The organism is Pseudomonas mendocina (assembly GCA_037482215.1).
GTDB classification, from domain to species: domain Bacteria; phylum Pseudomonadota; class Gammaproteobacteria; order Pseudomonadales; family Pseudomonadaceae; genus Aquipseudomonas; species Aquipseudomonas mendocina_E.
Genome location: CP148074.1, coordinates 1323881 through 1340482 on the forward strand (window position 1 = coordinate 1323881; position 16602 = coordinate 1340482).

General features: G+C 56.5%; 14 protein-coding genes. All 14 read right to left on the reverse strand.

Features of this window, described 5'->3' with window-relative positions; all coding sequences use genetic code 11:
* Window positions 1-192: 192 nt before the first annotated feature.
* The 14 genes from folK to WG219_06045 all read right to left on the reverse strand — a co-directional run bounded on the left by folK (window position 193) and on the right by WG219_06045 (window position 16418).
* Window positions 193-693 (reverse strand): 2-amino-4-hydroxy-6-hydroxymethyldihydropteridine diphosphokinase, encoded by a 501-nt coding sequence (gene folK, locus WG219_05980; GenBank protein ID WXL27006.1) that lies wholly within the window; start codon window positions 691-693, stop codon window positions 193-195.
* On the reverse strand, window positions 690-2087 hold the full coding sequence (locus tag WG219_05985; protein WXL27007.1) for a polynucleotide adenylyltransferase PcnB: 1398 nt from the start codon (window positions 2085-2087) through the stop codon (window positions 690-692). The genes folK and WG219_05985 overlap by 4 nt, the downstream gene beginning before the upstream one ends.
* Before the next feature lie 757 nt (window positions 2088-2844).
* Entirely contained in the window at window positions 2845-4272 is a 1428-nt protein-coding gene (locus tag WG219_05990) for a sigma-54 dependent transcriptional regulator (protein ID WXL27008.1), read from the reverse strand.
* A 73-nt stretch (window positions 4273-4345) separates the two neighbouring features.
* Window positions 4346-7300 carry an ATP-binding protein gene (locus WG219_05995; GenBank protein ID WXL27009.1) on the reverse strand — a complete coding sequence of 985 codons (2955 nt, stop codon included), beginning with the start codon at window positions 7298-7300 and terminating at the stop codon, window positions 4346-4348.
* A gap of 53 nt (window positions 7301-7353) precedes the next feature.
* A complete protein-coding gene (locus WG219_06000; protein ID WXL27010.1) occupies window positions 7354-7530 on the reverse strand; it encodes a hypothetical protein in 177 nt (58 codons plus the stop codon).
* Window positions 7531-7657: 127 nt separating this feature from the next.
* Complete coding sequence (locus tag WG219_06005) at window positions 7658-8602, reverse strand: DUF808 domain-containing protein (protein WXL27011.1); 945 nt, start codon at window positions 8600-8602, stop codon at window positions 7658-7660.
* 986 nt (window positions 8603-9588) lie between these two features.
* The gene (locus WG219_06010) at window positions 9589-10164 is read right to left on the reverse strand and encodes a HupE/UreJ family protein (protein ID WXL27012.1); all 576 of its coding nucleotides are present in this window, start codon (window positions 10162-10164) and stop codon (window positions 9589-9591) included.
* Window positions 10165-10196: 32 nt separating this feature from the next.
* On the reverse strand, window positions 10197-10811 hold the full coding sequence (gene ureG, locus WG219_06015) for an urease accessory protein UreG (protein WXL27013.1): 615 nt from the start codon (window positions 10809-10811) through the stop codon (window positions 10197-10199).
* 19 nt (window positions 10812-10830) lie between these two features.
* Window positions 10831-11505: an urease accessory UreF family protein gene (locus WG219_06020; protein ID WXL27950.1), complete on the reverse strand. Its 675-nt coding sequence runs from the start codon at window positions 11503-11505 to the stop codon at window positions 10831-10833.
* 5 nt (window positions 11506-11510) lie between these two features.
* The gene (gene ureE, locus WG219_06025) at window positions 11511-12011 is read right to left on the reverse strand and encodes an urease accessory protein UreE (protein ID WXL27014.1); all 501 of its coding nucleotides are present in this window, start codon (window positions 12009-12011) and stop codon (window positions 11511-11513) included.
* A 151-nt stretch (window positions 12012-12162) separates the two neighbouring features.
* The gene (locus tag WG219_06030) at window positions 12163-12765 is read right to left on the reverse strand and encodes a TetR family transcriptional regulator (protein WXL27951.1); all 603 of its coding nucleotides are present in this window, start codon (window positions 12763-12765) and stop codon (window positions 12163-12165) included.
* A gap of 122 nt (window positions 12766-12887) precedes the next feature.
* Entirely contained in the window at window positions 12888-13625 is a 738-nt protein-coding gene (locus tag WG219_06035) for a class I SAM-dependent methyltransferase (GenBank protein ID WXL27015.1), read from the reverse strand.
* 115 nt (window positions 13626-13740) lie between these two features.
* Window positions 13741-14058: a Rieske (2Fe-2S) protein gene (locus tag WG219_06040; protein WXL27016.1), complete on the reverse strand. Its 318-nt coding sequence runs from the start codon at window positions 14056-14058 to the stop codon at window positions 13741-13743.
* A gap of 59 nt (window positions 14059-14117) precedes the next feature.
* Window positions 14118-16418, reverse strand: coding sequence for a TonB-dependent hemoglobin/transferrin/lactoferrin family receptor (locus WG219_06045; protein WXL27017.1), 2301 nt, complete (start codon window positions 16416-16418; stop codon window positions 14118-14120).
* Window positions 16419-16602 lie beyond the last annotated feature (184 nt).

Here is a 16602-nt window from a genome sequence, read left to right on the forward strand (position 1 = left end):
TGGGCCTCTTTTTGTGCCAGTTAAGTGCAACGGGACGCCTATAGTCCTGATGGGGGCACAGTAAGTCAATTGCGAGTGTTACCGGCTTGTTACTGCGTTACCCGCTACACACTGGGTACTGCTGTTGCTGATTACTGACATAGTAAGCGTTACGTCCGCGTGTGGCGGTCACGTTGTTAAAAGGTACTGAAACTAGCTTTGTGGGCCTGAGTTCAGTCGTTCCAGCCCCTCAAAAGGGCAGGCTGCAAGGAGTTCTGCCAGGGCGCGCCCGTCTGGCAGATGTAACTGTGGGGCCAACTCCGCCAGTGGATACAAGACAAATGCACGGGCATGCATATGGTAGTGCGGTACCACCAAGCGCGCCTCGTTCAGTTGGCGCTGGCCAAATAGCAAAATATCCAAATCCAGTGTACGGGGCCCCCAGCGTTCGGCTTTGCGCACGCGGCCCTGATTTTGCTCAATACCTTGCAGGGCATCGAGCAATTGCAGCGGGCTCAGTTCAGTGTCGAGGGCCGCAACGGCGTTAACGTAGCGCGGCTGGTCTGCCGGGCCGAGCGGATCACTTATATAAAAGGAGGATTGCCCGCTCAGGGTGGTTTGCGGCAGCTCGGCCAGAGCAGCCAGCGCACTGCGCAGCTGCTCTAACGGGGTTTCCAGGTTGCTGCCCAGACCGATATAAACGCGTTCCATCATTCGCCGCTGCTGGTGCTGTTATCGCTGGCTGGATTGCGCTTGCGCTTGTTGTTACTGCGCTTGCGTTTGCGTGGGCCGCTGGCGGATTCGTCTTTGCTGCTCAGGTCGCGAATCATGTTGCGGCGTTCGCTATCACTGACATCTTGATAGCGGGTCCACCAGTCACCTAAGCCGCCAGTTTGTTCCCCGGCGCTCTCGCGCAGCAGCAGGAAGTCATAGCCAGCGCGGAAACGTGGGTTTTCCAAAAGCAGGTCGGCGCGCTTGCCGGAGCGACGTGGCAGGCGCTCTTGCATATCCCAGATTTCACGGATCGGGATTGTGAAGCGCTTGGGTACCGCGAGGCGCTTGCACTGTTCGTTGATCAGTTCGTGTGCGGCCTCCTGCATGGCCGGAATTGGCGGCATGCCACGTTCTTGTAGTTTCAGGACGCGGGCGGGCAGGGCGGGCCACAACAGGGCGGCCAACAGGAATGCAGGGGTAACGGTTTTACCTTGCTGAATACGCAGGTCTGTGTTGTCCAGTGCATTGCGGATCAGCTGATCTGTGTATTCCGGGTTGTGTCGCAAGGCTTCGGCACTGGCTGGGAACAGTTGGGCGAACAGGCCGTAGTCCACCAGCAGGTCATAGGTGTAAACGGCATAACCGGCCAGGAACAGTTTGAGTACTTCATCAAACAGGCGCGCCGCAGGGATTTCGCCCAGCATTGGCGCAAGCTTGTAGATGGGAGCAGCTGTGTGCTTTTCGATGTCGAAATCGAGCTTGGCAGCAAAACGCACCGCTCGCAGCATGCGCACCGGGTCTTCTTGGTAACGCTGGGTTGGGTCACCAATCAGGCGGATCAAATGGTTACGAATGTCGTGCACGCCATTGGCGTAATCCAAAATGCGCTCGGTGCTCGGGTCGTAATACAGGGCGTTGATGGTGAAGTCGCGACGCTGTGCGTCGTCTTCCAGTGTGCCGTATACGTTGTCACGCAGGATGCGGCCGCTCTCGTTGCGTTGGGCAAGGTTACTGTTTTCTTCTTCCGCATCATGGTTTGCACGGAAGGTTGCTACTTCAATAATTTCACGGCCGAAGTGCACATGAACCAGCCGGAAGCGGCGGCCAATGATGCGGGCGTTACGGAACTCCGCACGCACTTGCTCCGGGGTAGCACTGGTGGCGACATCGAAATCTTTAGGCTCAATATCCAGCAACAAGTCGCGCACGCAGCCGCCGACCAAATAGGCCTGATAGCCCGCATTTTGCAGACGTTCCACGACGCTGATGGCGTAACGGCTGATTTCACCACGTTCGATCGGGTGCTGGCTGCGGTTCAGCACTTCGGGCGAACTGTGAGTGGCTTTGCCACGGCGCAATGGCGTACGAAAAGATTTGAACAGCTTTTTCAGCATGGGAGGCACTGTTTGACGGATTGACTGGCCAGAGTATAAGCCGGCCGCAGGATTGGCGCGGATTCTAGCACTGAGTCGGGGATTGATACAGAAATTGGCTGGAGAGAGGAGCGAGAGGGGAAGGCTAGGAAGCTACTGGGGGAGCCGAAGCTCCCCCCCAAATTGGTGCGTGCTCTTTTTTTATTATTATTTCGGGCTTGTTGTTTTTGTTCAGTTACCCGTTCCATCCGGTCAAGGATGTTTATGAAAATTCCCAAGTTGGGAATCAGGAGCAAACGGATTGCTTTGGATGCTGACATTGCTTTGATCACAGAGTGATCCAACCGGTTCGGGCGCTGCATTGGTGCAGTTTTATTGTTCTCTGCCCGGTTCTGGGGCGAACCCCAAAGGCATATCCTTTCCAAAAGAATCAGTTAGCTGCGCCTCCACGTTGTTGTTTTTGTTGTCTTGGAGTCGATGTCTCTTATTTTTATTATTTTTTTGCTGCTTATTATTGTTGTTGTGCCAGATATAAAGCATGTGTCGTGCCAACTTTTCAAAATCCTTATAAATCAAGGCTTTGAGAGTTTTGCTTGCGAGCGTTAGGCATAAAAAAACCGGGCTCTCGTTACCATTAGACCCGGTTTTTGTTACGAACCATGTAGCAGGTAACAGATTGGGGAACCTCCCCACACCGAGGTTGTCACCTCCGTGCTACCGCTGTTACGCCCACTTATCAGAGCGCTACCCTTGGTTCTGTGTATAGCTGTGTTACTTCTTAATCAGCGGCAATGGTTGGCTTACGGCGTGGAATACCCAAGCGCTGGCGTCGTTCCCACAGGCATTTGCGGCTGATACCCAGCTTGCGTGCCAGTTCTGTCTCAGTCATGTGGTCTTGGTGCTCCAAGACGAAGTGCTGGAAGTAATCCTCCAGTGACAGATCTTCGGTCGGCTCGTTGGCGTCGTGCCCAATACCCGTGCTCTGAGACTGAGGCAGGTTGAACTCGTATTCGAGGTCATCCAGCTCAATATCAATGCCTAACAGCTCGGCTGAAATGACGTTGCCTTCACAGAGAATGACTGAGCGTTCGATGGCGTTTTCTAATTCGCGCACGTTACCTGGCCACGGGTACTGACGAATGGCTTGCTCGGCACTTGCCGCAAAGCTCATTTCGCCCCGGCCTTGGCGGGCGCTCTGGCGCTGCAAGAATACGCGGGCAATTTCCAGCACGTCATCGTCGCGCTCGCGCAGTGCTGGCAGCTTCAGGGCGATTACGTGCAGGCGATAATAAAGGTCTTCACGGAATTGTCCGGTTTTAGAAAGTGTTTTCAGGTCGCGGTGGGTGGCAGCGATCAGGCGTACATCGACTTTTTGTGACTGTACGGAGCCGACCCGGCGAATCTCGCCTTCTTGCAGTACGCGCAACAGTCGGGCCTGGGCCTCCAGCGGCAGCTCGCCGATTTCATCGAGGAACAGGGTGCCGCCGTCTGCCGCTTCTACCAAGCCTGTGCGGCTGGCGCTGGCACCGGTAAAGGCGCCTTTCTCATGGCCGAACAGTTCAGACTCGATCAATGTTTCCGGGATGGCAGCACAGTTAACCGAGATCAACGGCGCCTTGGCCCGGCGAGACAGGTTGTGCAAAGCACGGGCGACCAATTCTTTACCCGTACCCGACTCGCCTTGAATCAGTACGTTGGAATCAGTTGGAGCTACCTTACGGATTTTTCCGTAAAGGTCCTGCATGGCGGGGCAGGAACCGATGATGCCGATTTCACCTTGGGCATTTTCCGCAGGTTTGTCTGCTGATACCCGAGCGCTTGGGGGAGTAGGCGCCACCGAGTCGCTTTGAGCCTGCTGGTGATCGCGAAGGATTCGCGCCACGGCTTGCAGCATTTCGTCGTGATCGAACGGTTTGGCAATGTAGTCCACTGCCCCCATCTTCATGGAGTCGACCGCAGAGCGCAGGCTGGCGTAACTGGTCATGATCAGTACGGGAGTGCCTTGTGCCAGTTTAATCATCTCGGTGCCTGGGGCTCCGGGCAGGCGCAAGTCGCTGACGATAAGGTCAAAACTGGGAATACTGAAGCGCTCCTGAGCCTCCTGTACGGAGCCAGCTTCGCTGACTTCGTACTGGTTGCGCTCAAGCAGACGGCGCAAAGCAGAGCGGATGATGGTTTCGTCTTCGACGATCAGAATATGCGGCATCAATACGGTCTCTCGACTTTCTAAGCCCGCCGCAGCGCAATAATCGCTTGCTGCAAGGCTCTTCAGTAACGGTTTAAGTCGCCAGGGACGTCGCCTCGATATGGCGCGGTAATGTAACCCGAATACGGGTTCCGCGTTCCTTTTCGAGGTCTATCGGGCTATCGATTGTTATTTGTCCATAATGCTCTTCCACGATCGAATAGACCAGTGCCAAGCCTAATCCGGTCCCCTTCCCAGGGTCCTTGGTCGTGAGGAAAGGCTCGAAGACTCTGCTTTGGATGGCCTTGGGGATACCGCTGCCTTCGTCTTCAACTATCAGATCAACGGTATGTTCTGAAGCTTCGCTGCGAACACGCACCGCGTTGTTGGCTTCTGAGGCATCTCTAGAGTTGGAGAGCAGGTTGATCAGTACCTGCGCCAGCCGTTGCGGATCACCGACCACCCAATGTTCGGGATCGCACAGGTTGTAGAACTGGACTTCAATGCTGCGGCGATTTAAGGACAACAGTCCAATGGCGTCCTGTGCGACCTGGGATAGATTGACGGGCTCTTCAGCATTTTGATGAGTACCGGAGTGGGCAAAGCTCATCAGGGATTGCACGATGCGGGAGACGCGCTTGGTCTGCTCAAGAATTTGCTGGCTGATTTCCGTCAGCTCGCTATCGTCCTCGCGCTCCTCACGTAAGTTCTGTGCCAGGCAGGCGATACCGGTAATCGGGTTACCGATTTCGTGGGCGACCCCGGCGGCCAGTCGGCCAATGGAAGCCAGGCGTTCGGAGTGAATCAGCTTGTCTTCCAGTAATTGGGTTTCGGTGAGGTCTTCGACCAGTAACACTAAGCCACTGTTACCGGGCGCCAGCGGTTCATCAATGGCCGCTTTATGCAGGTTGAACCAGCGGGTTTGACCGGCCAGTGGCAGGCTTTGTTTGTGCAGGTGCTCGTCGGGCACCTCGATAAAGCGCTCCAGCAAGCTGCGCCAAGGTTCGCTCAAGGTGTTAAGGCGCGATCCCACCACGCGCATGGCCGGGATATCGGTCAGCTCTTCCATCGCCCGGTTCCACATGAGGATTTCATGATCCTTGGCCAACGAGCACACGCCCATTGGCAGCTCTTGCAACGTTTGGCGGTGGTAACGACGCAGGGTATCGAGTTCAGCGGCCAGGCCCGTCAGGCGTGACTGATAATCCTCAAGCCTGCTTTCAATAAAGTGGATGTCCTCACTGACGTACGTTTCACTCGTGGCCTTATAAGGCAGGAACGTTTCTACTATTTCCTGCGCGACGCTGGGGCCCATTAGCCCGGACAGGTTCGCCTCAATGCGGTCGCGCAGGCGGCGCAACGCATAAGGGCGGCTTTCATCAAATGGCAGGTGCAGGTCGCGCAGGGCTTGCTCCACTTCACGCTGTGCAGTTTTGGCGCCCAGTGGCTTGGCCAGTTGCTCGGCAAATTCTTGCGGTGAAACGGCGATCAATTCACGTCGTTGAGGACGGCGGACGTTATCCACAGCACAGGCTTCGGCTGCGCTTTTCTCTTCCGGGCTAACCTCTGTGAACAACGACACCAAGGTGAACACCAAGACGTTAGCGGCAAGCGAGGCAATTGCAGCTAGGTGCCAGCTGCTGTCGTCCATGACATAAACCAGGTTCAGCCATGGGATGTAGATGCCTTGGATGTTACCCAGCATCGGTAACAGCATGGCTACCGTCCATACGCTGAAACCAGCTAGCAGCCCTCCAACGAAACCACGGCGATTGGCGCTGGGCCAATACAGTACCGAGAGGACACCGGGCAGAAACTGCAACGTACCCACAAAAGCGACGATGCCGAGATTGGCCAGGTCTTGTTCTGCTCCCAGCAGCACATAGAAGCCGTATCCGGCCATGATGATGAGGAGGATCAGGGCGCGTCGTGTCCATTTCAGCCAGCGATAGATGTTGCCCTGAGCTGGTGGCTGATACAGCGGTAACACCACATGGTTAAGCACCATGCCAGACAGCGCCAATGTGGTGACAATGATTAGCCCGCTCGACGCTGAGAGACCGCCGACGTAGGCCAGCAGAGTCAGTGCAGGGTTCTCGGCAGCAAGGCCAAGGCCGAGGGTGAAGTACTCAGGGTTGGTGGTTGCGCCGATCTTCAGGCTTGACCAAAGAATCAGCGGAATGGCCAAACTCATCAGCAGCAGGAACAGTGGCAATCCCCAACTGGCACTGACCATGGCCCGAGGGTTGAGGTTTTCGGTAAAGGTCATGTGGTACATGTGGGGCATGACTACCGCCGAAGCAAAGAACACCAGCAACAGGGTGCGCCAGGGGCCTTCTTGAAGAGGCGTGTGCAGGCCGCTGAGGGACGCCTGGTTCTGCACCAACCAGCGTTGCAGATCTTGCGGACCGTCGAAAACCACATAGAGGGCATACAGGCCGATGATGCCGATGGCGACGAGCTTGACCACCGACTCGAAAGCCATGGCAAAGACCAAGCCTTCATGTTTTTCACGGGTGGCGATATGGCGCGAGCCAAACAGAATGGTGAACAGAATGATCAGGCCGCAGAACGCCAATGCAACTCGGTCGTGAATGGGCGCGCGGGTAAGTGTACTGATGCTGTCCGCCACCGACTGAATCTGTAAGGCCAGCAGTGGCAGTACGCCAACCAGCATGAAAACCGTGGTGAGTGCGCCAGCCCAAGTACTGCGGAAGCGGAATGCGAACAGATCAGCCAGTGATGACAGCTGGTAGGCTCGGGTGATGCGCAGAATCGGGTAGAGCAGCACGGGGGCCAGCAAAAAGGCACCGGACACGCCGAGGAAACAGGCCAGGAATCCATAGCCATATTGGTACGCCAACCCGACGGTGCCGTAGTAAGCCCATGCACTTGCGTAGACCCCCAGCGACAAGGTGTAGACCAGAGGGTGGCGCACAACCCAGCGAGGAATCAGGTTTCGCTCACTAATCCACGCCACGCCGAATAGAACCAATAGGTACGCGGCGCTGATCAGAATCAGTTGGCCCAGGCTAAAAGTTGTCGGCATCAGCTCAACTCGGCAGGTGGCAGGCGATTACAGAAGGGGTGGGCACGTACAGGTCAGATCTCATCGGTGTCCCTTTGGCTTTGCAGGATAAAGGTCACGACGATGAGGATCAGCCACAGCAGATACGGGCGATACCAGGCTCCGTTGGGATCAACCCACCAGTCCATGATGGCTGGGGAGAACAGATAGATTCCCACAACCAGAATCAGCACCAGGCGATAGATATACATGCCGCTTCTCGCTACCAAAGTCTGTCGATGGTAACGGAAGCGCATCGGTCTGCGTAGATTGACAACGCCGGTTGTTAGATGGGACGAGTGTGCCCGGCGTATGCGTCATACGCCGGGAGGCGTGGGATCAGCTTGCGGCTTTAGTCGGTTTAACGGCGCGCCAGAGGCGGCTGAGGATGCTGAAGGCCAGCAGGGCGAGCGCTCCGGCGATGACACCGGCAATCAGATTGAGCAGTGTTGGTGTTACCAGTGCGAATGTGCTGCTGTGCTGCGCAACACTTTGAGTAACGCCCTCAATCCAGTGGTGGGCCGCTGGAATGCCGTGAGTGAGGATGCCACCGCCCACCATAAACATCGCCGCGGTGCCCACAACTGACAGGGTTTTCATCAGGTAGGGTGCAGTGATCAGCAAGCCACGACCCAAAGCATTCAGCAGTGTGCTGTCTTTACGCTGGGTCAGGTACAGGCCCGCGTCATCCATTTTTACGATGGCCGCGACCAAACCATAGACGCCAATGGTCATGGCAATTGCGACTGTAGCGAGTACGGCAGCCTGTTTGCTGAATGTGGCGGCTGCGACCGTGCCCAGAGCGATGGCGATAATTTCAGCGGAAAGAATAAAGTCCGTGCGAATGGCGCCTTTTACCTTCTCTTTCTCAAACGCGAGCATGTCCACTTCAGGATTTGCAACGGCCTGCATGCGCTCTTCGTGGCGGCTGGCGTCGTCATCCTTGGAGTGCAAGAACTTGTGGGCCAGCTTCTCGAACCCTTCAAAGCACAGGTAAAGGCCGCCAATCATCAGCAGTGGGGTGACCGCCCACGGAATAAAGGCGCTGATGAGCAACGCTGCGGGCACCAGAATCAGCTTGTTTTTGAACGAGCCCTTAGCAACCGCCCACACCACAGGCAGCTCGCGGTCGGCGCGAACGCCGCTGACCTGCTGTGCATTGAGGGCCAAGTCATCCCCTAGTACGCCTGCCGTTTTCTTGGCAGCGACTTTGGTCATGACCGCAATGTCATCCAAGACAGCGGCAATATCATCTAGCAGTGTTAACAGGCTTGCACCGGCCATCATTTCTATCCTTGGGCATGGGCTGAAGGGGCTGCTTCAAAGAAGTGGAGTACACTTTTAAAACAGTCTTAAACAGGCAAAACACTACCGACCCAGCAATGCGTTGGGGGCGGTTTTGCCGCTTTATACGTGAGTTAGCACGTATCAGCTATAGCTTAGGAATGCGGCGGGTGCATCTGGTCAGGTTCTGGAAAACACGCGCACAAATGCCTGCGATGTCGGTTTTAAGCCGTCGCCCGGCAAAGGGTGTGTTCAGGCAGAGCCTAGATCAGTCGTTGCCTTTACCTGCTCCGCTTGTATAAGCGGCAAGAAGGCTACGTAACAGATCCAGGAAAGACATGATGGGTATCTCAAATTTCAGGAGCGCAAATCATACGCCTGTTTGAGGCGTGAAGGTTTCTGTTTCTGCTGGCCGGTGCATGAGCTTTTGCTGAAATCTGTGCGGCAGCCAGAAAAAGCAGCTGTTGGGTCAGGGTTTTGCACAAAGATTGTGGAGTGAGGTGTGGATAAGTTGGTTACAAGCTTCTGAAGGCATAGTGCTGTAGGCCCTGCAGCGGGTTGTACGGTTTTTGAGCGATTTTTGCTTTTCCACAGCGATGGGCTATTTAGCTGATTTACGCGAAGATTTTGTTCACAGAAAACTTGTCCACGGGAGTTGTGGGTATTCCTGTTGATAAAAGCTGTATGGGTGTCTGAGGGTGAGAATAAACCTACTCTCCAGCAAAGTGGTTGTTTTTTGATCAGGTACATTGGCCCCGTAAAAGCACCCAGCAGCAGTCCTTTGCGTCAAGTGCAAATCTAATAAATTCAAGGTATTAGACGGCTTGTTCCGCACGCTGAATGTTTTATCCCTGATTTCTGTGGAGCGACCTGTGGATAAGCTGAGCGGTAGTGGCCACAGGCTACAGAGGACGGGGGATGCAGAGGATTGATCGTAATTTGTTCAGTGGTGAGTGGCGGGCGTACCTCGCGATACGCCCGTCATTTCAGCCTGCCAGCAGCCAAGCACCACTGAGTGCAGTGACTGCACCCAGAATGCGGACCAAAGGTGCGGCCGCTTGAGGCAACAGGCGAACCAGCAGGTAACCACAGCCGTGCAGTGCAGCCGTCGCCGCAACAAAACCTATGGCATAGCCCCATGGGCTGCTGGCATCAGGTAGTTCCAGACCGTGTGCAACACCGTGGGTGAGGGCGAAGAGAGCTGTCAGGCTTAGGGCAATTGCCATTGGCAGCCGAATTGCTACGGCAACCAGTAAGCCGAATGCCAGAACGGAGGCGGCAATGCCGGTTTCCATCAAGGGAATCTCAACTCCGGCAAAGCCCAGCAAACCGCCCACCAGCATGCTGCAGACAAACGTCAGGGGCAGGGCCCAGCGTGCCGCACCGCTCTGCTGAGCAGCCCAAAGGCCGACAGCCAGCATCGCCAGCAAGTGGTCGAGGCCGAACAGTGGATGCGTAAGCCCTGCCAGCAGCCCGGCGTGTTGTTCATGGCCAGGATGGGCAAAGGCCAACGCCGGGCTGAGTAAGAGGGTAAGGCCGAGAAGGGATGTGCTGCGTTTCATGGGGTAGTTCCTTGTGGAGGCGGTATGGGGCATCAGGCGGCAGTCAACATGCCGTGGCGTTCGATAAAGGTGATGATTTCGTCCAGGCCTTGGCCGACCTTTTGATTGCTGAAAACAAACGGTTTGTCGCCACGCATTTTCAGGGTGTCGCGCTGCATGACTTCCAGTGAGGCGCCGACAATGGGGGCGAGGTCGACCTTGTTGATAACCAGCAGGTCGGATTTGCAAATGCCCGGCCCGCCTTTACGTGGCAGCTTGTCCCCGGCTGACACGTCGATCACATAAATAGTCAGGTCGGACAGTTCCGGGCTGAAGGTGGCGGAAAGGTTGTCACCACCGGACTCGACGATGATCAGATCCAGCCCCGGAAAGCGGCGGTTGAGCTGGTCGACTGCTTCCAGGTTGATCGAAGCATCTTCGCGGATGGCTGTGTGCGGGCAACCGCCGGTTTCCACGCCAATAATGCGTTCCGGGGCGAGGGCTTCGTTGCGCACCAGAAACTGGGCATCTTCCTGGGTATAAATGTCGTTGGTGACCACGGCCAGGTTATAGCGGTCACGCAGGGCCAAGCACAGGGCCAGGGTCAGGGCGGTTTTACCTGAGCCGACTGGACCACCGATGCCGACGCGTAGAGGTTGGCTGTTCATGTGGGGTGTCTTCCTTATATCAAGAGCGGAATAGGCGACTGTATTGGCGTTCGTGCGCCATGCTGGTCAGGGCCAGGCCGAAGGCGGCGCTACCCCAGTGTGCTTCAGGTAGTGCGCTGGCCTGCTGGCGGGCCTGATCAAGCAGGGGAATCAGTTGTGAGGTCAGAACCTGAGCGGCCTGCTGACCCAGCGGCAGGGTTTTCATCAGCACTGCCAGCTGGTTTTCCAGCCAGCCCCATAGCCAGGCCGCCAAGGCGTTTTGCGGGCTGATCTGCCACGCGCGGGCCGCCAGAGCCCATGCCACGGCTTGGCCCGGTTGCGGGAGTGCGGCAAATACAGTGCGGGCGGCTTCATCCAGCTCGGGCAAACCGCGCAGAAGTTGCTCCAGTGAGTAGCCGATCTGCCGGCTTTCCAGATGCAGTTCACGGGTTTCTCGGCTGGCCCGGTGTTGTTCGGCCAGTTGTAGTAAGCGTGGCCAGTTTTGCTCAGCAGCAGCTTGGCAGTGAGCCAGCAGCAGGGGCGCTTCAAAGCGGGCAAGGTTGAGTAACAACTGATCGCTGATCCAGCGGCGTGCGCTGTCAGTGTCCTTGACCTGGCCGTTATCCACAGCCATTTCCAGACCCTGCGAATAGCTGTAGCCACCAATCGGCAGCTGTGGGCTGGACAGGCGCAGTAACTGCCAGGCGCTGTGGATGTCGCTCACTTACGCGCACCGAACTGATGCAGGCGTGGTGCATAACTGAATTCAGCGTCACCCGCATGGGAGTGGTGATGGCCGCCGCCATAAGCCCCTTGTTCAGGTTGGTAGGGCGCTTCGATCAGCGTGACCGTGGCACCAAGCTGTTCGAGCATGGCTTTGAGCACGTAGTCATCGGGTAGACGCAACCAGCCATCGCCCAATTGCAGGGCAACGTGACGGTTGCCCAGGTGGTAGGCCGCTCGCATTAATTCAAACGGGCTGGCGCAGGTGACGTGGAGCAGGGTTTCCGGGCGGGCGACGACTTTCACGATGCGCCCGTCTTGGGCTTGCAGGCATTCGCCGTCGTGCAGTGCGGGCTGGCCGCGCTCAAGGAACAGGCCGGCATCTTCTCCGCTGCTTGTATAGCAGCGCAGGCGGCTTTTGCTGCGGGCCTCAAAGGTCAGTTCGAGTTCCGCATCCCAGTGTGCCTGGGGGGGAATGCGTGTGTGTATCACCAACATGGGGCATGTGTCCGGCAGGTTATTACCGGTTACAGAGCAAGGGGCTTGCCAAGCAGGCTAATGCTCAGTGCTTTCGGGCTATGCCGCGATGTAGAGCGCCTGCTTCATGCTGGTGCATGTTTCATGCTTGGGCGTTGGGGCGGGTTGTGCTTTATTTTGGTGCGATATCGCTGCCGTGTGTCAGGCCCTGCCAATGTTTGGCGCCAATAAAGATGAAACGCAGTTGTTCGGTCATCTTGGTTTCCGGGTTGGCATAGTGAGCCAGCGGACTGGATGGCGGGTCGATCAGCTCTGGCAGGGTAGCAAAAACACTCTTCACGACCAGGTCGGAGAGCATGATCTGCGCGGCCTGATCGAGGTGTTCCAGTTTGGCCATGGTGGCAAGATCGGCTGCCAAATCCAGAGCGATCCGCTCACGCAGCGCGGCCAAGGCCTTACGGATTGCAACAGAACCGCCAAATTGTTCGCGGGCCAGGAACAGGAACTGGGAGCGATTGGCAGACACCGCATCGAGAAAGATATGCACAGAAGCGTCAATGACACCATTGAGCTGAAAGCGGTGATGGCGCACCTGGCGGATGGCTTCGCTGAACGTCTCACCGACTTCTTCCACCAATGCCAGGCCAAGCTCATCCATATCCGCAAAGTGCCGGTAGAACCCGGTTGGGACAATGCCGGCAGTCCGCGTCACTTCGCGCAGACTCAGGCTGCAAAAGCCACGACCACTGTCCATTAGGGTGTGCGCCGCATCCATCAGGGCGTGGCGGGTTTGCAGTTTTTGTCGGGCACGGGGCAGGTCAGAGTTCACGCTTCCTGACTCTTTAGCTGGTATACGGGTTGGCACTCTAACAAAGGCACTTCGTCTGCGTCGAACGGTTAAGGCTTGCCGGGATGACGGCTGAACACGCACGTCATGTAACGGTTACTGAAACCATAGCGCAGCATGGAGTACAGGCGGCTGAACAGATACAGCGGATGGCGCTGGTAATACTTGAGCACAGCGTTGCCGACACCTTCAGAACGGTGTTGTTTCTGCTGATCAGGCCGCTTTGAAAAAAGCCCTTTGAATTGCCACCACTGGATCTGCTCTAACTGCTCGCCCGGCTGCATCGAATAGGGGCGGAACAGTGCATGAAAGCTGCGCGTGCTGAAATCGTGCAGGTGGTGTGGGTTGCCATCCAGCGTTGGGGTGATCGGCACCGAGGCAATCAGTTTGCCGTTCGGGGCAAGTAGACGGTTGATATTGTCCGCCAGCGCCTTTGGATCGGGCAGGTGCTCGATGGTCTCCAGGCTGACAATGCAGTCGAACGGCTGTTCGCTGCTGAACTGTTCGGCGTTGGCGCAGATATAGGTCAGGTTGGGCAATTGATAGTGGGCGCGGGCGTAGGCGATGGCGTCAGGGTCGATATCGACGCCAGTGATGTGCTTATCCGGGTTCAGTTCAGCCAGACGCGCACTGCCATAACCGCAGCCGCAAGCCATATCCAGAATGCGCTGCCCGGTGAGTTGCTCAGATGCAAATTCGTAGCGCTGCATGTGAATGTGCAGGCTGTTCTGATCGTCCGTGTTTTGCAGATCCAAATCCTTTGGATAAATACGTTCGATGGTGTGCATGGCGCCGCCGTTAACAATAAGTCTGGTGACTATATGTCAGCGTTCCCATGATCCCCAACAGTCAAGTACGTTTGTGCTCAAATTATTGAGAAGGTCTAGCGCAGGCGCTCGTGTTTTAAGCATCTACCCAGAGGCTGTCTTCTTTTATCTGCACATCCAGTTTTTGTAGAGCGTCCCCTTCGCAAGGGCCGGAGATGCATTCGCCGTTTTCGATCAGAAACAATGCGCCGTGACTGGAGCAGCGGATCAAGTTATTACTCTCATCGAGAAACTGATCGGATTGCCATTCGAGGGGGATTTCCCGGTGCGGGCACCAGTTGCGGTAGGCGTAAAACTGATCGTGCTTACGTATTACAAACACTTTGATTCCGGCGACGGTAAAACCGCGGCTTTGACCTTCTTTGAGCTCATCAAGAGCACAGACCCTAAACATGACATCCACCTCCGCAAACAGGCCGGCATTATGCCGGTCTGCTGCGTAAGTGGAAGGGCTCAGTACTGCCAGGAAGCGGAAACTCGGAAGTTACGTCCGACTTCGCTGTAGTAGTCATTCGGCTGTGCCAGCTGGCCAGTGGGCACGTCCAGTGCGTTCCAGTATTTCTTGTCGAAGGCGTTGAACAGACCCGCTTGCAGCTTCACGCCGTCCAACGCTTTGGGCTGCCAATACGCGGTCAGATCGACCACGCCGTAACCCGGTGCCTGGAAGTCGTTGTCGGTTTCCACCTTGTTACGTGCTGTGGCGGTGCGCAGCATCAGGTCGCCGCCATACTGTTCCTGCTCGTAGCTGAGACCGAACAGACCGGTGATTGGCGCTACGGTGTTCAGACGCTGGTTGGTGTTGCGGTCTTCACCATTGGCCCAAGCCACGGAGCCCCAGAGTTTCCAGTTCGGCATAAAGGCCCAGTGTGCGGCCAGCTCGGCGCCGTAAATCTCGACTTTTGCGCGGTTGCCGGCTCGGGTTACACCCATTGGATAGTCGGATGAATTAAGGCCTAGATTGGCGAGGTCTTCAGCGGAGGCGGTCAGGTTACCGTCGATAAAATTTTTGTAGTGGTTATCAAACAGGCTGATCGAGCCGCCCAGCTGTTTGTCACCCAGTTCCGCACCGATCTCGTAGCCGTTGCTCTCTTCCGGTTTGAGATCGGCATTGCCCAGGCGCAGGTAGCTGCCTTCCGCGCCATAGTTCATGTACAGCTCGGTGGCGTCCGGGGCACGGAAACCTTGCGACCACTGTGCGTAGAGTTTGGCTTTCTCCGCCACTTTCCAGGTGGCCAGCAGGCTGCCGGAGAGCTTGTGGTCTGTGGAGGTGCTGAGGGTCTGGTTGTTACTCGGGTTGACGTTGTTGTTAAACGCGCCAGTGGCTTGCGGGTCTTGCTTGTAGTGGTCGTAACGCAAGCCGGGAGTCAGTGTTACCGCGCCATCCAGGAAGCTGATTTGGTTATTGGCGTAGAGCGCCCATTGCGTTGATTCAGCCTTTGGCATGTCTGCCTGATTGGTATGCAAAAAGTCGCAAGAGGCAGGGCCCATGTACATCGGGTTGGAGGCGCTGATGGAGAAGCCTGGGCAGTTGTCGTAGCCCTTGGAGTTTTGCTCAGTATTGATGCGGTACAGCTCGCCGCCGAGGGTCAGCTTGTTGTCCAACCCCGCTAGGTTGTGGCCGATGCCGACATTACCTGAAACGCCGTACAACTCCTTCTCGATCTGGTTGTTACGGCCGTAAGGCCCGCTGGGATATTTGTACGGGTTGCCGGGCAGGCCGAAACGCTGGAACAGTCGGTCTGGCGCGCCGCCGCGGGCGTCCATGCTGCGCATGCCGTCCTGATCATCCTTGCGATCGAGTTTTTGCCAGTAGGCGATGACGTTAGCTGTGTCGATCAGGTTGTTTTCATCTTCGCTGATAAAACTGTAATCCACAGACACCCGCTGGCGATGGCTCAGTTCATTGGTGCTGTTCTGGCCGATCAGGTAGGTGCTGCCTTGGCCGACGCGGTTGTCGACATCGCGGTTACGTTCAAAAAACTCACCGGTAAAACCCACTTTATGACCGCCATCGAAACGTTGTTGCAGCTTGAACAGGACGTTCTTCTGGTCAGTGTCGGCCGGGTTGGCCTCTGTACGTTGGCTGCCGTAGAGGTTGTCGCTGCCTGCGGTTTCCAGCTCGTGGCCTTGACGTTTACCGGCTTGCAGCAGCCAGTAGGTGTTTTGCACGCGCCCCGCGATAGCTGCATTGAGCCCCCAGCTTTCGTCACCACTGTCGTAGTCGGTTTTTAGCAGGCTGCCGAAGTCTTTGCCCGGCTCCAGCAGGTCTTCCGGGTTGAGGGTGAACAGTTGTACGGAGCCCCCCAGCGCGCCGGAGCCGATTTGGCTGGAGTTGCTGCCACGCACAATATCCACAGCTGACAGCGTATTGAAATCGAACGTATCCAGTCCGCCCTGGGCGCCGCCAGTAGGGCCCTGGCTGCGGGCGCCGTCAGTCATCCATGGCACGCGGATGCCGTCGATGGTGGTCAGTACACGGTCTTTTTCCAGGCCGCGGATGTTGATGCTTTCACTGTTGCGGTTGAAGGCAACGCCCGGTTCGCTGCGCCGGCCCAAATCCTCAAAGCTGCGGATCAAGCGCTTGTCCAAGGTCTCAGCGTCAGTAGTTGTTCGGCTGGGAAGCGGTGTTTCCACCGCGGAGGCGGACACCTTTGTTATCGGCAATGTCTCGGCATCTTCAGCCAGAGCCAGCGATGGGCTCAGCAGTAGCAGTGCCATCCATGGGCGAAGTGCGAAGGGCGGGCGGTTCAGCATGTGAATACTCCATTGCATGCAAGGTTTGGCGATAAAAATCGCGACAAACAGTAATGGGATTGACATGCATGTGCAAATGATTATCAAATAGATTTGCGCTGCGGCTCATTCCCGTCCGCTGCGCCCGATGTGCTCGGACATAACTGCCCCGGTTCCTTACTTAAGGGCCGGGGCAGTGTGTGCG